Genomic DNA, 20,579 nt, shown 5'->3' on the forward strand with positions numbered 1-20,579 from the left:
ACTGAGTCGACCACGGTCGTAGTCGGCGGTCCAGGGCTTCCGGGTTCCGAACGTTCTTCCGCCGGCACTCCGAGGCCCGCGGTATGGATCGAATCCAGGCGAGCGACTACCACGACATCGCCAAGCCGAGCGACCCCCGGGTCGCGCCGGACGGCGAACGGGTCGCGTTCGTGCGGACCGTCCCCGAGGACGACGAGTCCTACGAGTCGACGGTGTACGTCGCGCCGACCGACGGGAGCGAGGAGCCCCGGCGGCTCACCCTCGTCGAGGGGAACGACGCCGAACCGCGGTTCTCGCCCTCCGGCGATCGGCTCGCGTTCACCTCCACGCGCGGGAAAGACGACGACACACAGCAGCTCTGGGTGCTCCCGCTGGACGGCGGCGAGGCCGAGCAGGTCACCGACGTGGTCGGCGGCGTTTCGAGCATCGAGTGGAGCCCGGACGGGAGCCGGATCGCGTTCGTCCAGGCGGTCACGGCCGAGGACCGCGAGGAGGGGCGCGACCTCGAGGTGCCCGAGGAGTACGACCCCGAGGAACCGGACCCGCGCGTCATCGACCGCACCGTGTTCCGCTCCGGGCAGCAGTACTTCGACGGGAAGCGATCGCACGTCTACGTGCTCGACGTCGAATCGGGCGACATCGACCGGCTCACCGACGGCGACGTCGACCACTCGACGCCGACGTGGGGAGACGAGGGGACCCTGTTCTACGCCGCGAAGGACCTCGGCGAGGACCCGGACGACAACTACCGGTTCAGCGTCGTCGCTCACGACACGGACGAGGACGACGCCGAGCGCGTCCACGAGACGACGGGCTTCAGGATGGCCCTCACCGCCAGCGGCGAGCGCGTCGCCTGCCTCTACACCGAACCGGAACAGGCGTCCCTCAGGCCGACCGAACTCCACGTCTACGACCGCGCGGCCGACGAGGTGTACGACGTCACGGCCGACATCGATCGTGGCCTCGGTCACGAGGCGGCACCGCAGTGGGGCCCGGAGGGCGAGACGGTGTACTTCTCGACGCCGGACGAGGGGGCTAGCGCGCTCTGGTCGGCACCCGGCGACGCGAGCGAGACCCCGGAGCGACTCTACCGCGGCGGGGAGGTCAACGGCGCGCACGTGGGGGAGGATGTGGTGGCGATCACGAAGTCCGAGTGGGACCACCCCGGCGACGTCTTCGTACTCGTCCCCGGGGGAGACGGAGGCGGCGTAGCCGACGGGAGCGAGGAGCGTCGGCTGTCGAACCTGAACGCCGAGTACCTCGACGGCGTGGTGCTTCCGGAGCCGGAACCCGTCGAGTTCGAGTCCGAACGGGGTCCCGTCGAAGGGTGGGTTCTGGTGCCGCCGGAGTTCGACGAGAGCGAGGCACGAAGCGCCTCGGAGGAGCGGACGGAGTCCGCGGAACCGGAGCGGTATCCGATGGTCGCGGAGATCCACGGCGGCCCGCACGCGATGTGGACCACCTCGGGGACGATGTGGCACGAGTTCCAGACGCTCGCCGCGCGCGGCTACGTCGTCTTCTGGTCGAACCCCCGCGGCTCGACCGGCTTCGGCGAGGAGTACATGAGCGCCATCGAGCGCGACTGGGGGAACGTCACCCTCACCGACGTGCTGGCCGGGGTCGAGGCGGTCGCCGGGCGTGACTACGTCGACGAGGACGAGGTCTTCCTCACCGGCGGCTCGTTCGGCGGCTACATGACCTCGTGGACGGTCGGGCAGACCGACTACTTCCGCGCGGCCGTCTCCCAGCGCGGCGTCTACGACTTCACCGGCTTCTACGGCTCGACCGACGGCGCGTACAAGCTCCTAGAGGGCGACTACGACACGACGCCGTGGGGGGAGCCGGAGTTCCTCTGGGAGCAGTCGCCGGTCGCGAACGCGCACGAGGTGACGACGCCGACGCTCGTACTCCACTCCGATCAGGACTTCCGGACGCCGGCGAACACGGCCGAACTGTTCCACCGAATCCTCCGCAAGCAGGGGACGGAGACGCGGCTCGTCAGGTACCCGCGCGAGGGGCACGAGCTGTCCCGGTCCGGCGAACCGGCTCACATCGTGGACCGCATCGAGCGCATGGCGCGCTGGTTCGACGGCTACTCGTCGTACCACGACGCGGAGCGGGCGCTCGACCGGCCGGAGAACGACGGGCTGAGCGCCGGCGAGGACGACGAGGCGGACGCGGACGACGGGAGCGGGAAGAACGGCGACGAGTAGGTCCTCCGACCTGCGTTCGACGTGTTCGATCCTTTTTGCCGTTCGCGCGCGTTCCAGCCACAATGAACGGAACCGATTGCGCGTACTGCGGCTGTGACGTGACCGATCACGATCCGATCTCCGTACGTGAGTGGGGGGAGGACGTCGCCGACGGCGATGAAGTACCCTTCTGCAACTACGGCTGTCTCGCCGCCCACATCGACGACGCGGGGCTGGCGCTCGGGACGACGTGTTCGGTGGAGCTCTAGTCGACGATGATGTCGCCGTCCCCGTCGACGGTGACGGGCGCCTCGCTGGTCATCTCGGTCTCGTAGCGCTCGATCCAGTCGGCGAAGCATCCCGGACAGAGCCGCTGCTCGTCGACCGTCGAGCGGTCGACCGAGAGCCGGACGATGCGCGCCAGCGCGTCCGCCACCTCGTCGCCGCACGCGTCGCAGGAGTCTGCCATGGCGAGCCGTGCGGAAGGGAGGGATATAGGCGTTGCCTCCGGGAGGGCTTGCAGGCGGTCCGACCGCATCGCGACGGGGGAGACCGCGCACCCGCGTGCCCCGCCGCGACCGAACTCAGGTCACGGGGCGACTGGTCGGGATTTCGTACTTGAACCTACGTGCCGAGCGTCGCGTTCCCAGCGAACGTCGGCGAGCGCAGCAGCAGCCAGACCGCGATCGCGGCGAACGGCAGCATCGCCAGCAGCCCGACGGGGAGCGGCCCGAGCAACGGGTTCGGGTTCCCCTGCACGAACAGCGCCGCGAGCCCCGCGACGGCGTTCACCGCGCCGTGTCCGATCGCGGCCGGCCAGACGCTCCCCTCCCGAAGCGTCGCCCACGCGAAGACGATCCCGAGCGAGAGGGTGAAGCCGAGGAAGACGACGAACCCGGTCCACGGGAACCCCGTGTAGCCGAAACCGTACTCGTACCCCATCGCGATGAGCGGCCAGTGCCAGACGCCCCAGACGACTCCGTGGAGGAGAACCGCCCGGCGGGCGCCGAGCGGGAGCAGTTTCGGGAGGAGGTAGCCCCGCCAGCCGAACTCCTCGCCGAACGCGAACAGGCCGTTGAGCAGGGGGGCGACCGTGACGGCGGCGACGACCTGGACGAGGACGAGCGTCGTCGGGTCGAGGTCGGTCGCGCCGGCGGCACCGAGCGAGTCGACGAACGCGCGCATCGACGGATCGAACGTGTCGGGGAAGGCGGCGAAGAAGACGATAGCACCGAGGACGGTGAGGACGAGGGGCGCGAACCACATCGCTGCGTACGTCCGGAGATGTCCCGTCGCGTCCGGCGAGAGCAGGAGGTTCGCTCGACCCTCGCCCGTCGCGACGCGCGCGACGACGTTTCCGACCGCCGGACCGAACATGTACGTCGTCGGGAGCAGGACGCTCGCGAGCGTGAGTGGGCCGAGCACTGTCGGGCTGTCGACGAGGCCGCCGGTGGCGTAGATGGCCCCGGCAGTCGCCCAGGAAACTCCGAACGTGACCGCCAGGAAGACGCCGAGGCGGCGGGTTTCGAGGACCACGTCGGTGACGCCTCTCGGCGGGGAGACGTGAATCCACCGAAGAACCGGACGGGAACCGCCGCGACGGGTGGCTACGCGATCTTCTCGTACTGGTCGGAGAGCTTCCCGGCCGCCTCGTCCATCAGGTCGACCTCGTAGTCGTCCAGGTCCCACTCGACGACCTCCTCGACGCCGTTCGAACCGAGTTTGACCGGCACGCCGAACGCGGTGTCCTCGTGTCCGAACTCGCCGTCCAGTTTGAGCGACCCCGGGAGCACCTCGCCGGTGTCGTAGAGCACGGCCTCGACCATGTGGGCGACGCCCGTCGCCGGGCCCCACTGGGTCGCACCCTTGCGCTCGATGACGTCCATCGCGGACTCCTGCAGGTCGCCGAGGATCTCCTCCTTCTCGTCGCCGGAGAACTCGGGGTCGCGGCCGTCGATCCGGACCTTCGAGAAGACGGGTACCTGCGCGTCGCCGTGCTCGCCGAGGATGGTCGCCTCGACGTTCTTGACCTGCGTGTCGAAGCGGTCCGAGAGGACGTAGCGGAACCGGGCGGAGTCGAGCCGGCCGCCGAAGCCGATCACTTTGTGCCGGTCGCGGTCGCCCGCCTCGTACAGGTGGCGGTTCAGCAGGTCGACCGGGTTCGAGGTCGTGATGGAGACGAAGTCGTCGTTGTGCTCGGCGAGCGACGAGCCGATGTCCTCCATGATGGGCGCGTTGTCGCCCGCGAGGTCGATGCGCGTCTGGCCGGGCTGGCGCGGGATACCCGCCGTGATGACGACCACGTCGGAGCCGGCGGTGTCCTCGTACTCGCCCTGGACGACCGTGGTGTTCGAGTCGTAGGCGATGCCGTGGTTCGTGTCCGCCGCCTGTCCCACCGTCGTCTCCCGCTGGTCCGGGATGTCGACGAACACGAGCTCGTCGACGATGTCCCGAAGCGCGAGGTTGTAGCCGGCCGCGGCTCCCACGGTCCCTGCCGCGCCGATGATGCTAACCTTCGTCATACCACGTAAACTGCGGCCCGAAATTCGGGTAAACGTTTCGAAAGCCGTGATTTCGGGTATCAGGCGTCGTATCGAAAGACGACGATCGTCGAACCGTTCGGTGGGGAGACGGCACGCTGCCGACCGGGAGCGAGACGCACACCCCTGGAGCGGCGGTTCCGCCGGGGTTTATGGCCTCTCCCGTTCGCCTCTCGTGTATGCCAATCGAGGAACGGGGCGACGCGCATCTCATCACCCACGCGCTCGCCAAGGACACTCTCTCGCGACTCCGCGACGTCGAAACGTCTCAGGTCGGGTTCCGCAAGGGGCTCGTGAAACTCGGCCGCATCTGCGGCTACGAGATCATCGACGGCGCGATGGAGACGGAGTTCGTCTCGATCCGGACCCCGCTGGCCGAGACGACCGGCGAGCGGGTGAAGCGGCTCGACGACGTGGTCATCGTGAACGTCCTGCGCGCCGCGACGCCGTTCGTCGAGGGGCTACTGAAGGCGTTCCCCCGCGCCAAGCAGGGCGTCATCTCCGCCGGCCGGGACGAGGAGGCCGGCATGGGCGAGAACGGCACCTTCCCCATCAGTATCGACTACACGAAGCTCCCCGAGATCACGGAGACCGACACCGTCATCGTCGCCGACCCGATGCTCGCGACCGGGTCGACGATGTGTGCCGTGCTGGAGCACGTTCTCGACCAGGGTCCCGAGCCCGAGCACCTGTTCGTCCTCTCCGCCGTCTCCGCCCCCGACGGGCTGGTCCGCGTCGGCGACCAGTTCCCGGAGGCCGACCTCCTCACGGTCTCCATCGACGACCACCTCAACGAGGAGGGGTTCATCGTCCCCGGCCTCGGCGACGCCGGAGACCGCGCGTTCCGAACCAAGTAACCGAACACGGGATCCCCGCTTCCATCGTCCCACGACCTTTTCCGTGAAGACGGGACCAGTCGCCCCGTGACCTGAGTTCGGTCGCGACGAGTTCGCGGGTGCGCGGTCCACCTCGTCGCGACACGATCGGAGCGCCGGGGACCGCCTGTCAGCCTACAGCCGCGAGCGGAGCGCTTCCGCCGTCTTCGCCCCCACGCCCGGGACGTCCCGGAGGTCGTCCACGCTCGCCCCGCGGACGTTCTCGACCGAGCCGAACCGCCGGAGGAGGCGCTGTCTGGTCTGCGGGCCGATCCCGGGCACCTCGTCGAGCACCGTCGAGACGTCGTCGCGGAGCGTCTGGTGGTACTGGACCGCGAAGCGGTGCGCCTCGTCGCGCACGCGCTGGACGACGTGGAGCGCCGGGTCGTCGTCGGGCCAGTCCAGCACGCCGTCGGGTGTGATCACCAGCTCCCTGTCCTTGGCGAGCGCAACGACGGGTACGTCCCAGCCGACCTCCCGGAGCGCGTCGCGGGCGGCACCGAGCTGCCCGTCGCCGCCGTCGATGAGCAGCAGGTCCGGGTCGGGGCGGTCGTCGTACCCGTCGACGGCTCGCTCCGCCCGCCAGCGGACTAGTTCGCGCATGTTCGCGTAGTCGTCGTTGCGCGTGGTGAGCTTCTTCCGGCGGTAGTCGGACTTCTCCGCCGACCCGTCGACGAAGCAGACGTTCGACCCGACGACGTGCTTCCCCTGGCCGTGGCTCACGTCGAACCCCTCGATGCGGTCGGGCCTGGAGATCCCCAGTCGCTCCCCGACCGCCGCGACGCCGTCGGTCCGCGTCGGCGCGCTGCGGGCGTTCTTGAGCGCCAGTTCCACCAGCTTCGCCTCCCTCCCCGTCCCGGGCACGCGAACCGACACGCCCTCGGCGGCGAGCCAGTCGAGCACGTCGTCGTCGGCCGGCCGCTCCGACAGCAGGACGGCGTCCGGGAGTTCGCGTTCGGCGTAGTACTGGACCAGGAACGCCGCGAGCACCTCGGCTACCCGGTCCTCCCCCTCGGGTGCCTCCAGCGAGTGTCGCGTCCGGTCGACGAGTTGTCCGCGCTCGCTGTGGAGGCGAGCGACCGTCGCCGCGTCGCCCTCGAGCGCCGCGCCGAGCACGTCGACGTCGCGTTCGTCCGACCGCCCCGAGACGGCCTCCTCCCCCTCGCCGTGGAACGACTCGACGGCGTCGAGTCTGTCGCGGAGGTTGGCAGCCCGCTCGTACTCCTGGGCCGCCGCCGCCTCGTCCATCGCCCGGGCGAGCGGGTCCCCGAGCACGCCGGTCTCGCCCTCGAAGAACCGCACGACCGACTCCACGTCCTGTCGATAGTCGCCCTCGGCGATCTGCCCCGTGCAGGGCGCCGTACACAGCCCCATCTCGTAGTCGAGGCAGGGACGGTCCCTGCCGGCGTACTTGTGATCCGAGCAACCGCGGACGCCGTACGTCTCCCGGAGCGCCTTGACGACCGTGTCGACGCGTCCCTTGTCGGTGAACGGCCCGAAGACCGTCGCGCCCTCCTCGGGGTCGCGCGTCACCTCGATCCGCGGGATCGGGTGGTCGGTCAACTGGACGAGGGGGTAGGACTTGTCGTCCTTGAGTCGGACGTTGAACCGCGGGTTGTGCCGCTTGATGAGGTTCGCCTCGAGCAGCAACGCCTGCGTCTCGGTGTCGGTGACCGCGAACTCCAGCGCGTCGGCGCGTTGGACCATCCGCCGGACGCGGGCCGAACGGGGGTCGGCGTACGACCGAACCCGGTCGCGGATGTCCACCGCTTTCCCCACGTAGAGGACGGTCTCGCCCTCGTGGAACTGGTACACGCCGGGCTCTCGGGGGAGGGTCTCGGCCCGTTCACGGACCTCGCTCGCATCCATCGTCCGCATTCGGCGCTCCGGCCGCTTGAGGGTGACGCGTCACCATCTTGCAGTATCAACTGTGAATTTTTGAGGACAACGTTAACGGGGTATTAGCGAGCCTCTGGGGCTATGACGTCGCTACTCAGTCGCGTTCGGCGCTGGTTCGGTGCCGAGAGCGACCCCATACCGGACGGAGGTGTCGCCGTCGAATCGGGGGCCGATGGGGACCCTGCGCTTAATTCGGAGGAGGACGAAACCGAACTGACCGACGAGGCCGAACTGAACGTCGACGACGACATGCTGCTCGACGGGGTCGGATCCGCGGTGTTCATGCTGGACGCAGACGGGCGGATCGCCGCCTGGAACCGGGGGATCGAGAACCTGACGGGCGCCACCAGCGAGGAGGCCATCGGCCACCCGCACGCGAGCGAGATGTTCTACCCGGACGGCCGCCGGGCGCAGACGCTCGCCGACAAGGTGCTCGAGACGCCCCGTTCCGTCCACGAGGAGTACGACGTCGACCTGGAGGACGAGGAACTCTCGCTGTACGCCGACACGAGCGTGATGACGGACCAGCACGGCCGGGAGCGGCACATCTACTTCACGGCGATGCCGCTGTACGAGGGCGACGAACTCGTCGCCGTCGTCGAGACGGTCCGCGACCAGACCGAGCAGGTGCGTCGACAGAAGGCCGTCGAGGCGCTGGTCGACGAACTCCAGCGGACGATCGAGCAGCTCGTCGCCGGGCACCTCGACGCCAGGGCGGACTACGTCGACGAGGAGGACTGCCTCGACGACCGCCTGCTCGGGGTCGTCGGCGAACTGAACGAGATGGCCGAGTCGTTCGAGTCGACCGCCGTCGGCGTCGACGAGCAGACCGGCCACCTGGAGGAGTCGGTCGAGGAGGCGGTCGACGCGGCCGAGGACATCGCCCGGAACGTCGCCGAGCAGAACGAACTACTCACCGAAGGTGTGAGCGAGATGCAGACGTTCTCCGCGTCGATGGAGGAGGTCGCCGCCACGGCGGAGGAGGTCGACACCGCGGCCGAGCAGGCGCGCGAGGCCGCGAGCGAGGGGCTCGACGCATCCGAGGACGCCAGGGAGGCGACCGACGACGTCACCGACATCGGCGAGGAACTGGTCGACTCGGTCACGAGCCTCGGCGACCGGATGGACGACATCGAGTCCGTCGTGGAGGTCATCTCCGACGTCGCGGAGCAGACGAACCTGCTCGCGCTGAACGCGAACATCGAGGCCGCGCGGGCCGGCAAGGACGGCGACGGCTTCGCGGTCGTCGCCGAGGAGGTCAAGACGCTCGCCGACGAGACCCGCCAGCACACCGAGCAGATCACGGGCAGCATCGAACAGCTCCAGAGCCAGACCGACTCGACCGTGGTGGCCGCGGAGCAGTCCCACCAGCAGATCGACCACGCGGCCGATCAGATCGACGACGTGCTGGAGGCGTTCGACGACATCGCCTCGTCCATCGACCAGGCGGCGGACGGCATCGCCGAGGTCTCCCGCGCGACCGACGACCAGGCGACGACGGTCGAGGAGCTGACCGCGACCATCGAGGACGTGCGCGAGCGCTCGACCGAGACGGAGACCGCGGCCGACCGCATCGTGGCCGCGACCGACCAGCAGACGGACGCCATCGAGGATCTGTCCGAACGGGTCCGCGAGCTGAAGGGACAGGGGGCCGCGACGGACGGCGGCCGCGACGCGGCCTCCGTGGAGTTCCGCACGGACGGCGGCGTGACGGTGGAGGACGCCGCGATCGACGCTGACGCGGAGCCTGTGGACGCGGAGTGGGTCGACGCGGACCATGCCGACGAGAACCTCGGCGGCTTTCAGTTCCCCTGATCGGGCGACGCGACGGGAGCGACCGATCACCGATCGAACGGTCCCTTTTCACCCCCACCGACCGTAGCCCGACGTATGCAACTGTGGCTCGTAGAGCGGGAGTACGACACCAGACAGACGGTCTCGTTGACGTACGCGACCGAGGACGGCGAGCGGTACTACCGACGGCAGGCGTCAGTGGAACTGCTCGGTCGGAACCCGGCCACGGCGGCCGTCGACCGACCGGAGTCGGAACTCGAAGGGGTCGAGGACGACGGCACCGCGGACCGCTACGCTGCCGAGGCGCGCCGGATGGCCGACCGGCACGACCCCGACGACGAGGTCTAAGCTAGCACCACTGTTCGAGCACCGGCGCGTCTCGCTCCTCGACGGAGAGCCACGCGTCCTCCCGTGCGATGTCGGCGATGACGAACTCGGAACTGTTCTCGTCGACCGACGCCATCACCTCTGACTCCGTGCGACCCCGTGTCATGGATGTGACTCTCTTTCAGGGACGTATAAATCAATCGAATCTGCATCATCGCGGCGGGGTCGGCGGCTGTCATGGTATTCCCCTGACGTTCTTACTAACTTTTTCGGAGTTATCCGATGGATTTTACTTTCCGTGCTCCGAGGGGTGGGGCATGTCTTCACACGACATGGGGGACGACGGAACGGAGACCGACGTGTCGAGGCGCACGTTCGTCCGAGCCAGCGGTGCGCTCGCGGGCGCCGGGCTGCTCGGCGGCGTGGGGGTTCGAATGGCGGCAGCCGCGGACGGCGAGGCGGTCGGTCGGTTCCGGAACTGGCGCGCCATCGAGGCCCAGCGGGTGTGGGACCGGGGCTACCGCGGGCGAAGGGACCGAGCGATCGGGCTCACCGACTCCGGGCTGGACTCCCGCCACCCGGACCTCGGGCCGTGGAACGGCGTCACCGCGTTCGTCGAGGGCGGCGAACTGAAGCTCACCCGGCCGGCGGAGAACGACCTCACCCGCGTCGACACCGGAGACGGCGAGTCGTTCGCCGGGACGATGGGCCCGGGGACGTTCGCGACGGGCGAGGAGACGTACCACGAGTTCACCGTCCCCGCCGGGGCCGAGGAACTCGACGCGACGCTCTCGTGGGGGCCGGTCGCGGAGAACGACCTGGAGTTCCGGCTCGACGCGTGGACGGGCGACGCGTGGGAGACCGAAACTCGCGCCGCGACGGGGAGCCAGCCGGAGACGCTCGCCGGCGTCCCTGTCGAGGCGGGCCGTGAGTACCGGTTCGCCGTCGAGGCGTACCTCAACACGACCACCGAGTACGAGATCGCGGGGGGCTACCACGCCGTCGAGGGGACCAGGACGACGTACGACAGCGACGTGGTGTTCGCGGACGTGGACGGCGGCGCGACCGCTACGACGCCCAAGACTGTCGGCTGGTACGACGCCGGTTCGCAGTACGGGAGCTACGACCGCCCGCGCGACGAGAACGGCCACGGCACCCACTGCTCGTCCATCATGGGCGGCAGCGGCCGGGCGAGCGTCGTCGACGACGAGGTCGTGACGGTCGAGGAGCCCGGTGTCACGCTCGACACCATCACCGGGTCGGCACTCAGCTACGAGGTCGAGGCGGACGCCGGGACGGGCGTGTTCGGGTCGGCCTACGGCGTCGCGGTCGAGCTGTTCCTCGAAGGTCCGGACGGCGAGGAACTCGACTCGTCGACCGTCGATACGGACGGCGACCCCGGCGCGAACGTCGTCGTCGAGGCGCCCGCCGTCGAGGCCGGGACGTACACAGTGACCGTGCGGACGGCGGCGGGTGAACTGGACGCGTCGGCGTACGTCGAGGCGATCGCCGTCGGCACCTTCCGCGACCCCGAGTCGACCGCCGGCGATCGGGAGACGGGTGGCGACGGCCTCCACACCGGCGTCGCGCCGGACCACAGCCTGATCTGCCTCCAGGGCCTCTCCGGGCCGACCGAGGACCTGGGGCGCTACGCGGGACAGTTCGCCGAGACGTTCGAACTCCGTGCGGTCAACATGTCGTGGGGCTACGTGGGCGGCCTCCCGCTCGGCGCCGCCGCCGGCACCCTCGACCGCATCCCCGGCGTCGTCAAGGAGATCACCGAGGAGGGAATCCTGACGCTCGCGGCCGCCGGCAACGCCGCGACGCCGCTCAACGGCAACGGCTCGCCCGCCGTAGCCGACGAGGCGGTGAGCGTCGTCGCGACCGGCCCGCTCGACGGCATCTCGGGCTACTCCTCGGGCGGCATCGGCGGCGTCGACGAGGACGATTACGGAACGTACATGAAGCCAGACGTCGCCGCGCCGGGCGGCACCGTGACCGACCCGGTGAACGCCGCGATGAACGGCGTCGCGGACGCGCCCGAGTCCGAGCAGGCGCCGATCCGCGACTACACCGGGAAGGCCGGCACGTCGATGGCGACGCCGTTCACGACCGGGGCGACCGGGCTGGTCGCCCAGGCGATGGAGGAGGACGGCCCCGAGGCGCTGTCGCTGCCCGCGCCCGCCGACGCGACGTTCGACGACGCGATGCGACTGAAGGGCGTCCTCCTCGCGACGGCGAGCGAGACGGCGCTCGCGGCCGCGCCGCACCACCGGGCGAAGGCCCCGACGTACGACTTCGGCGGCCGGGATCCGTTCGAGGGGTACGGCCGACTGAACGCCGGCGCCGCCGTCGACGCCGTCACCCGGGAGCTGTCGGGCACGACGGGCGAGACGCTCGGACTCGACCTCCCGCACGACGAGCGCGCGGTCGCGGGCTACGTCGAACTCGGCGTCGGCAAACTCGAGGCGAGCGTGGAGTTCACCGGCTACGAGGGCGACGACGCGGCGAAGGCGACCGCGCCGCCCCACGTGGACCTGTTCGTCTACGACGGCGGCGACCCCGCAGCGCACGGCGAGCCGAACGTCGTCGACCGCGCGGCCGGCGTGGCCGGGTCGGCGTCGGTCTCCGCCAGCGAGGAGCGCGGCGGCGGCAGTTCGACGTACCTCGTCGTCGCGAAGCTCGTGAACGTCCCCGGCGCGGTCAACGGCGACGACGTTCGGGCCGCGTTCGATCTCACCGTGGACGAGACGCCCGGAATCCGCGCCCGCGGGAGCCGGGGTAACGGAAACGGAGAGTCGGACGACGACGGCTTGCTCGGCGCCGGCGCGACCCACACCGTCGAGGTGACGGTCGAGGCCGACGAGGACGCGGTCGTGCGGGACGTCGTCCCGGACGGCTGGAGCCTCGTCGACGACCTGCTCACCGATCCGCTGGACGTCGACGGCGTCACGACGGTGGAACTCGGCGAGGTCGCGGCGGGCGAGAAGGTGACGTTCTCCTACGAGGTGACGGCGCCGACCGACCTGCTCGAACTCCCGCAGGAGCACCTGTTCGGGCCGGTGCAGGTTGATGCCGGCGACGGTTGGACTGGCGTGTCGGGCACCGCCGGGACCGTGGGAACCGAGGGCGAGTAGTCGCTACTGGCACGTTCGGGGCATCCGTTTTCGCGGGCACGTGAATCGAACGCCCGGATCGGTCGAATGGGCGCGGGACCACCTCGAACGTCCCATCCGATCGCCCGTTCGGTGAGCGACAAGGCTACGATTCCATGCGCGTCGATAGGTGAATCGGCTGCTTGGCGCGCGGCTGGCCGCGCCTTCTGCGCGGCCACAGTCGCGCGAGGGCTGAGCACCACAGCGACTGAAAGGAGCGAGGAGCGCAGGCGGTTGGGGAGGGTGAGGATAGGGGTGTTCCCGGTGACCGTGTCGGTCCACGATGGATAACTACGAGAAAAGCAGACGCTCCCACTCACCTCCACGAACACCGTACCAACGCGAAACACACCTTCGCAGTATACAAGAGGCACGGCGCGGTACACCCGTGACATGAAGGTAGCCGACGCGATGACGCCGCGGGCGGAGTTGGTCACCGTCTCGCTTCCGGGCACGCGTGACGACGCGCTGGAGTACCTGCAGGAACACCGGTTCTCCTCCGTGCCCGTCGTGAAGGAGACGGACGCCGGCGAGGAGTACCGCGGACTCGTCTCGCGCGACGACCTGATCGAGCGCCCCGACGAGGACCAGCTCGCGATTCTCATGCGCGAGGTCCCGACCGTGACACCGGACACGTTCCTCCGGGACGCCGCTCAGTTGATGGTCGGCTCCGCCATCCGCCGGCTGCCGGTGGTCGAGGAGAACGACGGCGACGCGCTGGCCGGCATCGTCACCGTCACCGACGTGGTCCACGCCATCGCCCACGGCGACGCCGAGACGGACGCGATCTGCGGCGACGTCGCCGGCGCGGACGTGAACACCGTGTACTCGGGGACGCCGCTCCCCGTCTCCGAGCGGGAGCTCTACTTCGCGAACGTCCCGTACGCCGTCACGCTCGACGACGAGGGCGACATGGACGGCATGCTCACCGAGGTCGACATCCTCGAGGTCGCCCGCGTCGTCGAGGGCGCCGACGACACCGGCGACTCCATCGCCGACGAGGACGACGACTGGAAGTGGGAGGGCATCAAGGCGGTCGGCAGCGCCTACATCCCCACCCGGAACGTCGAGATCCCCGCGGAGCCGGTCTCCGAGTTCCGGACCGAGGACGTGCTCACGGTCTCGCGCAAGCGGTCGGTCCAGGAGGCCGCCCAGGAGATGATCTCGAACGACATCGAACAGCTCCCGCTCGTGAACGGCGGCGACCTCGTCGGCATCGTGCGGGACGTCCACCTGCTGGAGGCGCTCTGATGGCACGCCAGCAGGACGTCATCGAGCTCGCCAAGCGGCGCGGCTTCTTCTTCGGCTCGAACGGCGCCTACGGCGGCGTCGCGGGCTTCTACACCTACGGCCCGAAGGGCGCCGCGCTGAAGGACAACCTCGAATCGACCTGGCGCGACCGCTTCACGGTGAAGCAGGGCAACTTCGAGATCGAGGCGCCGACCGTGATGCCCGAGGCCGTCTTCGAGGCGTCGGGCCACCTCGACGGCTTCGACGACATGCTCGTCGAGTGCCCCGAGTGTGGCGTCTCCCACCGCGCGGACCACCTCGTCGAGGGCGCGACCGACATCGAGGACGCCGAGGCGCTCGGCCCGGAGCGCGTCGGCGAACTCATCGCCGAGCACGGCATCGAGTGCCCGAACTGCGGCGCGGCGCTCGCCGACGAGCCGGTCGAGGACTTCAACCTCATGTTCGAGACGAGCATCGGCCCCGGCTCGGGCCAGCCCGGCTACCTCCGCCCCGAGACCGCGCAGGGCATCTTCGTGGAGTTCCCCCGGCTGAAGGAGTACGCGCGGAACCGCCTCCCGTTCGGCGTCACCCAGATCGGCCCGGCCTACCGGAACGAGATCAGCCCCCGCCGCGGCATCATCCGCGTCCGGGAGTTCACGCAGGCCGAACTCGAGACGTTCATCGACCCCGAGACGGACGAGCCGCCGCTGGAGGAGGTCGCCGACGTCGAGGTGACGCTCTACCCCGCGACCGAACAGGATTCGGAGGACGGCGAGTCGTACGAGACGACCGTCGGCGAGGCGGTCGAGGAGGGCGTCGTCGGCTCCGACTGGGTCGGCTACTACCTCGGCGTCGCGCAGGGCTGGTACGAGCGCGTCGGCGTCGACATGGACCGCTTCCGATTCCGCCAGCACCTCCCCGGCGAACTCGCCCACTACGCGGCCGACTGCTGGGACGCCGAGTCGGAGGTCTCGGGCGACTGGATCGAGATCACGGGCTTCGCCTACCGGGGCGACTACGACCTCACGAAACACGCCGAGCACTCCGGCGAGTCGTTCACCGTGTTCAGGCAGTACGACGAGCCGCGGATCGTCGAGCGCGCGACCGTCGACCCGGACATGGCGACGCTGGGCCCCGAGTTCGGCGGCCGGGCCGGCGACGTGGCCGAGGCGCTCGAACGGCTCGCCGAGCGCGACCCGGACGCGTTCGCGGGCGAGGAGGTCACCGTCGAGGTCGACGGCGACGAAGCCGCCGTCCCGACCGACGTGGCGAACTTCTCGGTCGAGGAGGTGACCGAGAACGGCGAACACGTCACACCCCACGTCGTCGAGCCGTCGTTCGGCGTGGACCGGGTCCTCTACACGCTCGTCGAGCACGCCTACCGCGAGGACACCGTCGACGGCGAGGAGCGGACGTACCTCGCGCTCGACCCCGAACTCGCGCCGACCGACGCCGCCGTCTTCCCGCTCGTCTCGAACGACGAGCGCTTGCTCGACCTGGCGGACGAGGTCACCCGCGACCTCAGGGCCGCCGGGCTGGCGGTCGAGCACGACGAGTCGGGCTCGATCGGCCGGCGCTACCGCCGGCAGGACGAGGTCGGCACGCCGTTCTGCGTCACCGTCGACCGGGACGGCGTCGAGGGCGACGGCCCGGACACGGTGACGCTCCGTGAACGGGACTCTGCGGTACAGGTGCGCGTACCCGTCGCCGAGGTGGCGGCCGAACTGGCCGCGCTGCTCGACGCCGAGGCGGAGCGCACGTTCGCCGACCTCGAGTCGGCGCACGGGACAGTCGAGACGGACGTCGAGACCGCGTAGGATGACTGGGGGGTTGCCATGACGAGCGAACTGGGCCGCAGGGCCGTCCACGCCTCGGGGACGGGGATCCCGCTGCTGTACGTCCTCGACCTGCTGACCTGGCGGGGGCTCCAGCTGTTCCTCGTCGCCTGTACGGTCGTCGCGTTCGTCCTGGAGTTCCTCCGGCTCGTCGTCGGGCTCGACCACGCGGTGTACGACCGGCTGACCCGCGAGTACGAGGCGAACAACGTCGCCGGCTACGCGCTGTACATGGTCGGGATGGCGATCGCGGCGTTCGCGTTCGAGCCGCGCGTCGCCGTCCCCGCGATGTTGATGCTCTCCATCGGCGACCCCGTCTCGGGCTACCTTGGTTCGAACGACGCGACGACGGCGAAGGAGTTGGGCGTGCTCGGCGTCATGTTCCTCGTCTGCTTCGCGCTCGCGGTGCCGTTCACCACCGCCGCCGGGCAGCTCCTCGCGGGCGTCGCCGCGGCGGCCGCGGGCGCGCTCGGCGCCACCGTCGCCGACGGCCTGAAGCCGGTCATCCGCGGCTACGTCATCGACGACAACCTCACCATCCCGCCGGTCGCCGGCCTCGCGATGACCGTCGTGTTCCTGCTCCTCGCGGTCTGACCCCGCTTCACGCGGACCCTCAAAATCGCGGTTACGGGCCGTGTTTCGAGGGGAAACGAAGGGGTCCCGCTGCGGTACTCACTCCTCGACCGTCGTCGGGACGACGGTCTCGGCCCCGCATTCGGGACACTGGTCGTACTCGGCGGCGAACTCGGCTTCACAGGCCTCGCAGCGATACGCGCCGTCCTCGGCGGCCGCCTCGGTCGCGGTCCGCTTGAACTGCTCGACCTCCTTCCCGAGTTTTCTGAAGAGCCCCATTCCCCGGAACGAGGTGACGTAGCCGGATAAGCGTTGGTAGCGTGTCGGAGGCCGCTCGCTCGCGGTCAAATCGGGCGGACGAGGTGTGTCTCGAGGGGAAACGAAGGGGTTCCGGTCGGACGGGCACGTTCGGTTCCTAGCTTGCAGGTGGGGCGCGTGACGTGAGCCCCCTCGTGGGGTTCTCGTGAGCGACGCCAGGAGCGAACGAGAGCACGCGGGGCGAGCGATGCGAGTCCCGCGAAGCGAGCACACGCGCGCCAGGGGTGAGGACCGCAGGCGAACGGAGTGAGCCGAGGAGCGCAATCGGCTGGGGAGGGTGTGGCTCTCATGACGCTTGGCCATAGTCGGTCGCACCTCCCCGACTCGTTCTCCTCAATTCATTCAAGACGACCGCGTGGGACCCCGACTCAGATCGTCAAAATCTCCGTAACCAGCCGCTGGGTAAACATCGCCACGCCGCAGCCGAGCCAGGTCATCGCCACGAAGTGGAGGTACGCGTTCGCCTTGTTGCCGCCGTCGATGGTGCGGATCATGATCGACGACAGCACGGCGTTGAACAGGATGACCAGCAGCAGCAGGAACTGGATGAGCGGGATGTCGTACACGCCCGCGTAGATGAGCTGTGCGACGCCGCCGGCGTTCTGGACGTTGAACTGCGCGGAGAGGTCCGCCAGGATGTCGACGACCTGCAGGCCGATGAAGAACGCGAACGCCGAGGCGGCGGTGATGCCGTACAGCAGGCCGATCATCGTCACGGTCGCCTGACGGCGCTGCTCGCGCAGTTGCATCACCGTGTTCATGTTCTTGGAGATGAGCTCGCCGAGCATCTTCGGCCGGCCGCCCATCTCGCGCCCCTCGAGGTACATGTCCGAGAACTTCTGGATGAGGTACGAGCGCGTGTCCGCGGCGAACGTGTGCCACGCCTGGTTCGGATCGATGCGGATGTTGAGCCGGCGGTACAGCCGCACGATCGCCGGCGTCAGCGAGCCGAAGTCCTTCTGGTGGAGCGTCCGGAGCACGTCCCCGGTCGTCGACTGCTTCGCGGACTCGGCGGCGCCGAGCGCGCGGATGAACGACGGGAACTCGTCGTCGCGCTCGCCGATGTTGTTCTCCTCGATGCGGAGCATCACGCCCGTGAGCATCATCGGCGTGATGGGCACGCAGATGTACAGCGGCAGCGGCGTCTCGTCGAGGAAGAACAGCAGCCCCGGCAGTCCCGGCCCGTAGCCGAACAGGCCCAGGCCGACGACGAGCACGAGCAGGAACGTCAGCCCGACGCCGACGATCAGGCTCCCCCACAGCCGCAGGTCGCTCGGCGCGCCCTGCTCCGAGTGGAACCACACCGGGTCGTGGGGGGACATCGCCCGGATCATGACGTAGAAGCCCAGTTGGACCAGCATGAACATGACAATGACCGCCGCGACGGTGACGGTGGGGTTGTCGCCGGTGAGGATGGGCAGCACGATGGCGAACACGAGCGCGAACGTCATCGAGAGGATCATCGACATGTAGAGGTCCTTCATGACCTCCAGGTTCCCCAGCGCGCCCTCGTACACCGTGATGTAGTTCTGGACCACCGCGTCCTGCTCGGACAGCAGGAACTCGTCGAGCGACTGGCCGGCGCCGATGGTGTAGCCGAGCCGGTCGAAAAAGTCGGAGAAGGCGTCCGAGGGCACCTCCTTGGCCCGCCGGCGCAGCGCGTCGTCGAGCGACTGGTTCCACGTGTCGACGAGGTGGACGACGCGGCCGAGTTCGTCGGCGGCCGCGCCGTACTCGGGCTCGCTCGCGAGCGTCCGGAACACGGCCATGCGGTCGATGTTCGTCGTCGACAGCACGGTCATGTGGGTCATCACGAGGTGGAGCTGGTTCTCGATGGCGACCTTCCGGCTGTTGAGGTAGAGCTTCGGGTAGCCCACGGCCGCCCCCAACACGAGCAGGCCGAGCAGCGGGACCGGCACGCGGACCGACAGCGAGAACGGCAACAGCACGGCCCCGGCGAGCGTGAGCAGGAAGAAGGCGAGCGCCGGCAGCAGCACGTAGCCCACGTACTGGCGCTTCGGCATCTCCAGCTCGTCGTACGAGTCCAGCAGTTCCGAGGCCAGTTCCGAGAGGGAGTCCGGGAAGAAGTCCGAGTTCCCGCTGCCGGTGCCGGTGCTCATCTTACCTCGTGGAGCGGTGCATGTCGAACGGGAGGCCCTCCACGCCGTCCCGGTGGAACGAGTTGATGGCGTCGTTCACCTCGTGGTAGCCGAGCACGCCCTCCTGGATCATCCGCTCGATGAGTTCCGCGCGGAACGAGAGGTCGTCGTAGATGTCGCGGGTGTCGGCGTAGCCGAGCAGCGTCGCGATCTGGTCCTCGAGCACGTAGGAGTTGTTCATGCCGCGGAAGACGATCTCGTCCTCGACTGGGTCCCAGTCGAACACCTGCCGGGTGACGACCCCGTCCATCTCCTTCGAGTACCCCTCGATCTCCTGGACCGAGGTGACCCGGCGCAGCACCTTGTCGCCCTGCTTGACGCGGTTCTGGAACAGCGCCACGTCGGCGTTGTCCATGAACGTCTCGGGAACGTTGATGGGGTCGGAGGTGAACCGCTGGATCATCGAGACGATGTCGGACGCGTGGAACGTCAGCATCACGGGGTGGCCGGTCTGGGCCGCCTGGAACGCCATGCGCCCCTCCGCCCCGCGAACCTCGCCCACGATGATGTAGTCGGGACGGGACCGCAGCGCGGCGGCGACGAGGTCGAACATGTCCACGTCGTTCGAGTCGGCGCCGTCGCCCTCCCTGGTCAGCAACTGCTGCCAGGTGTTGTGCGGCGGGATGACCTCGGCGGTGTCCTCCGCGGTGTATATCTTGGAGTCCCGGGGGATGTACGAGAGGATGGCGTTCAACGTCGTCGTCTTCCCCGAAGCCGTCTCCCCGACGACGAACACCGTCTGCTCGTTCTCCAGGCAGAGCCAGAGGTACGCTGCCAGTTCCGGCGACAGCGTCCCCCAGTTCGTGATCTGGTTCACCGAGAGCGGCGTCTCCTCGCCCTGGCGGATGGTGAGCGAGGAGCCCTTGATGGAGACGTCGTCGGAGTAGATGATGTTGATACGCGACCCGTCGGGGAGCGTCGAGTCGACGATGGGGTTCGAGTCGGAGACGGGGTCGCCCATCCGCTCGCCCATGTTGCGCAGCCAGTTGTCGAACTGCTTGGGGGTCCCGAAGTCGACGGTCGTCTCCAGCATGCCGAACACGCCGTGGTCGACGTGGCACTCCTTCGGCCCGATGACGTGGATGTCCTCGTTCTCCGGGTCGCGCATGACCGGTTCGAGCGGGCCGAAGCCGACGATGTCGCGGTTCAGCCGGTAGCGGATGTTCTCGTAGGTCTGTTTGGACACCTCGGTCCGCCCGAAGTTCAGCACCTTCGACAGCGGGCCGTAGTCACCCTGTTCCTCGGCGATGACCGTGACCTCCTCGAGCAGCTCCTCGATGAGGTCGTCGTAGCCCGACTCCTGGTCGGGCGCCTCGCGGTGACCGCTCTTGTTCAGCAGCTGCCCCTTCACGACGTCGAGGACGGTCTCCTCGGCGGTCGAGAGCGTCGGCTCGACGGCGTAGTACTTCGTGTCCTGCCCGAAGTCGCCGTAGACGTGACAGAAGATGGGCCCGCCGACCGGGTAGATCACGTTCGGCCGGCGCGCCTCGTGGTCGCCCTCGATCTCGTCGACGAACATCGGGAACTCGCCGGTGATCTGCTTGAACTTCTGCAGGTGCTCCCGGAGGTGCGGGCGCTTCATCGCCATCTGCTTCAGTTCGCTCGACGGTTTCGCGGTGCCGTGGTCGGTCATGCCTGGTTCACCTCGTTCCTTTCAGCTACGGACGCGCGGGTTCGGGCAC

General features: G+C 69.1%; 17 protein-coding genes. 9 read left to right on the top strand and 8 right to left on the bottom strand.

Going from position 1 to position 20,579, the window contains the following annotated elements:
- Positions 1 to 83: 83 nt before the first annotated feature.
- Together HUG10_RS13180 and HUG10_RS13185 are read left to right on the top strand one after the other, a co-directional pair.
- Positions 84 to 2,213 (top strand): S9 family peptidase, encoded by a 2,130-nt coding sequence (locus HUG10_RS13180; RefSeq protein WP_179170017.1) that lies wholly within the window; start codon positions 84 to 86, stop codon positions 2,211 to 2,213.
- Between the two features lie 62 nt (positions 2,214 to 2,275).
- Positions 2,276 to 2,461 carry a hypothetical protein gene (locus tag HUG10_RS13185; protein WP_179170018.1) on the top strand — a complete coding sequence of 62 codons (186 nt, stop codon included), beginning with the start codon at positions 2,276 to 2,278 and terminating at the stop codon, positions 2,459 to 2,461.
- On the opposite strand, the gene HUG10_RS13190 is transcribed toward HUG10_RS13185, so the two are convergent.
- The 3 genes from HUG10_RS13190 to mdh all read right to left on the bottom strand — a co-directional run bounded on the left by HUG10_RS13190 (position 2,458) and on the right by mdh (position 4,714).
- Positions 2,458 to 2,661, bottom strand: coding sequence for a DUF7569 family protein (locus HUG10_RS13190; RefSeq protein WP_179170019.1), 204 nt, complete (start codon positions 2,659 to 2,661; stop codon positions 2,458 to 2,460). The two genes, HUG10_RS13185 and HUG10_RS13190, sit on opposite strands and share 4 nt — an antisense overlap.
- A 155-nt stretch (positions 2,662 to 2,816) precedes the next feature.
- A complete protein-coding gene (locus HUG10_RS13195) occupies positions 2,817 to 3,728 on the bottom strand; it encodes a CPBP family intramembrane glutamic endopeptidase (RefSeq protein ID WP_246310138.1) in 912 nt (303 codons plus the stop codon).
- A gap of 71 nt (positions 3,729 to 3,799) precedes the next feature.
- Entirely contained in the window at positions 3,800 to 4,714 is a 915-nt protein-coding gene (gene mdh, locus HUG10_RS13200; RefSeq protein ID WP_179170020.1) for a malate dehydrogenase, read from the bottom strand.
- Between the two features lie 197 nt (positions 4,715 to 4,911).
- On the opposite strand from mdh, the gene upp reads away from it, so the two are divergent.
- Positions 4,912 to 5,589 carry a uracil phosphoribosyltransferase gene (gene upp, locus HUG10_RS13205; RefSeq protein WP_179170021.1) on the top strand — a complete coding sequence of 226 codons (678 nt, stop codon included), beginning with the start codon at positions 4,912 to 4,914 and terminating at the stop codon, positions 5,587 to 5,589.
- 153 nt (positions 5,590 to 5,742) lie between these two features.
- Here upp and HUG10_RS13210 read toward each other — a convergent pair whose 3' ends face one another.
- Positions 5,743 to 7,476, bottom strand: a complete 1,734-nt coding sequence (locus HUG10_RS13210) for an excinuclease ABC subunit C (RefSeq protein WP_179170022.1) — start codon at positions 7,474 to 7,476, stop codon at positions 5,743 to 5,745.
- Positions 7,477 to 7,587: 111 nt separating this feature from the next.
- On the opposite strand from HUG10_RS13210, the gene HUG10_RS13215 reads away from it, so the two are divergent.
- Both HUG10_RS13215 and HUG10_RS13220 read left to right on the top strand, forming a co-directional pair.
- Entirely contained in the window at positions 7,588 to 9,321 is a 1,734-nt protein-coding gene (locus HUG10_RS13215; RefSeq protein WP_179170023.1) for a methyl-accepting chemotaxis protein, read from the top strand.
- A gap of 75 nt (positions 9,322 to 9,396) precedes the next feature.
- Entirely contained in the window at positions 9,397 to 9,648 is a 252-nt protein-coding gene (locus HUG10_RS13220; RefSeq protein ID WP_179170024.1) for a hypothetical protein, read from the top strand.
- 1 nt (position 9,649) lies between these two features.
- Here the strand turns inward: HUG10_RS13220 and HUG10_RS13225 are convergent, their stop codons facing one another.
- Positions 9,650 to 9,793 carry a DUF7556 family protein gene (locus HUG10_RS13225; RefSeq protein ID WP_179170025.1) on the bottom strand — a complete coding sequence of 48 codons (144 nt, stop codon included), beginning with the start codon at positions 9,791 to 9,793 and terminating at the stop codon, positions 9,650 to 9,652.
- Between the two features lie 151 nt (positions 9,794 to 9,944).
- Between HUG10_RS13225 and HUG10_RS13230 the strand changes: the two genes are divergently transcribed.
- From HUG10_RS13230 to HUG10_RS13245, 4 genes are all read left to right on the top strand, one after another.
- Positions 9,945 to 12,764: a S8 family serine peptidase gene (locus HUG10_RS13230; protein ID WP_179170026.1), complete on the top strand. Its 2,820-nt coding sequence runs from the start codon at positions 9,945 to 9,947 to the stop codon at positions 12,762 to 12,764.
- A 411-nt stretch (positions 12,765 to 13,175) separates the two neighbouring features.
- The gene (locus HUG10_RS13235; protein WP_179170027.1) at positions 13,176 to 14,033 is read left to right on the top strand and encodes a CBS domain-containing protein; all 858 of its coding nucleotides are present in this window, start codon (positions 13,176 to 13,178) and stop codon (positions 14,031 to 14,033) included.
- Positions 14,033 to 15,829, top strand: coding sequence for a glycine--tRNA ligase (gene glyS, locus HUG10_RS13240; RefSeq protein WP_179170028.1), 1,797 nt, complete (start codon positions 14,033 to 14,035; stop codon positions 15,827 to 15,829). Before HUG10_RS13235 ends, glyS begins: the two co-directional genes overlap by 1 nt.
- Positions 15,830 to 15,847: 18 nt before the next feature.
- The gene (locus HUG10_RS13245) at positions 15,848 to 16,441 is read left to right on the top strand and encodes a diacylglycerol/polyprenol kinase family protein (RefSeq protein ID WP_179170029.1); all 594 of its coding nucleotides are present in this window, start codon (positions 15,848 to 15,850) and stop codon (positions 16,439 to 16,441) included.
- A 78-nt stretch (positions 16,442 to 16,519) separates the two neighbouring features.
- On the opposite strand, the gene HUG10_RS13250 is transcribed toward HUG10_RS13245, so the two are convergent.
- From HUG10_RS13250 to HUG10_RS13260, 3 genes are all read right to left on the bottom strand, one after another.
- A complete protein-coding gene (locus HUG10_RS13250) occupies positions 16,520 to 16,699 on the bottom strand; it encodes a hypothetical protein (RefSeq protein WP_179170030.1) in 180 nt (59 codons plus the stop codon).
- A gap of 407 nt (positions 16,700 to 17,106) precedes the next feature.
- The gene (flaJ, locus tag HUG10_RS13255) at positions 17,107 to 18,858 is read right to left on the bottom strand and encodes an archaellar assembly protein FlaJ (RefSeq protein WP_179170031.1); all 1,752 of its coding nucleotides are present in this window, start codon (positions 18,856 to 18,858) and stop codon (positions 17,107 to 17,109) included.
- 1 nt (position 18,859) lies between these two features.
- Positions 18,860 to 20,530, bottom strand: coding sequence for a type II/IV secretion system ATPase subunit (locus tag HUG10_RS13260; RefSeq protein WP_179170032.1), 1,671 nt, complete (start codon positions 20,528 to 20,530; stop codon positions 18,860 to 18,862).
- Positions 20,531 to 20,579 lie beyond the last annotated feature (49 nt).

This window comes from Halorarum halophilum (genome assembly GCF_013401515.1).
In the GTDB taxonomy this organism is placed as follows: Archaea; Halobacteriota; Halobacteria; order Halobacteriales; family Haloferacaceae; genus Halorarum; species Halorarum halophilum.

What these genes read in the sequence shown, in the direction of transcription:
- HUG10_RS13185 (WP_179170018.1), top strand. Translation starts at nt 2,276, where the DNA reads ATGAACGGAACCGATTGCGCGTACTGCGGCTGTGACGTGACCGATCAC.
- HUG10_RS13190 (WP_179170019.1), bottom strand. Translation starts at nt 2,661, where the DNA reads ATGGCAGACTCCTGCGACGCGTGCGGCGACGAGGTGGCGGACGCGCTG.
- HUG10_RS13220 (WP_179170024.1), top strand. Translation starts at nt 9,397, where the DNA reads ATGCAACTGTGGCTCGTAGAGCGGGAGTACGACACCAGACAGACGGTC.
- mdh (WP_179170020.1), bottom strand. Translation starts at nt 4,714, where the DNA reads ATGACGAAGGTTAGCATCATCGGCGCGGCAGGGACCGTGGGAGCCGCG.
- HUG10_RS13215 (WP_179170023.1), top strand. Translation starts at nt 7,588, where the DNA reads ATGACGTCGCTACTCAGTCGCGTTCGGCGCTGGTTCGGTGCCGAGAGC.
- HUG10_RS13235 (WP_179170027.1), top strand. Translation starts at nt 13,176, where the DNA reads ATGAAGGTAGCCGACGCGATGACGCCGCGGGCGGAGTTGGTCACCGTC.
- upp (WP_179170021.1), top strand. Translation starts at nt 4,912, where the DNA reads ATGCCAATCGAGGAACGGGGCGACGCGCATCTCATCACCCACGCGCTC.
- HUG10_RS13260 (WP_179170032.1), bottom strand. Translation starts at nt 20,530, where the DNA reads ATGACCGACCACGGCACCGCGAAACCGTCGAGCGAACTGAAGCAGATG.
- flaJ (WP_179170031.1), bottom strand. Translation starts at nt 18,858, where the DNA reads ATGAGCACCGGCACCGGCAGCGGGAACTCGGACTTCTTCCCGGACTCC.
- HUG10_RS13210 (WP_179170022.1), bottom strand. Translation starts at nt 7,476, where the DNA reads ATGGATGCGAGCGAGGTCCGTGAACGGGCCGAGACCCTCCCCCGAGAG.
- glyS (WP_179170028.1), top strand. Translation starts at nt 14,033, where the DNA reads ATGGCACGCCAGCAGGACGTCATCGAGCTCGCCAAGCGGCGCGGCTTC.
- HUG10_RS13250 (WP_179170030.1), bottom strand. Translation starts at nt 16,699, where the DNA reads ATGGGGCTCTTCAGAAAACTCGGGAAGGAGGTCGAGCAGTTCAAGCGG.
- HUG10_RS13230 (WP_179170026.1), top strand. Translation starts at nt 9,945, where the DNA reads ATGTCTTCACACGACATGGGGGACGACGGAACGGAGACCGACGTGTCG.
- HUG10_RS13180 (WP_179170017.1), top strand. Translation starts at nt 84, where the DNA reads ATGGATCGAATCCAGGCGAGCGACTACCACGACATCGCCAAGCCGAGC.
- HUG10_RS13225 (WP_179170025.1), bottom strand. Translation starts at nt 9,793, where the DNA reads ATGACACGGGGTCGCACGGAGTCAGAGGTGATGGCGTCGGTCGACGAG.
- HUG10_RS13245 (WP_179170029.1), top strand. Translation starts at nt 15,848, where the DNA reads ATGACGAGCGAACTGGGCCGCAGGGCCGTCCACGCCTCGGGGACGGGG.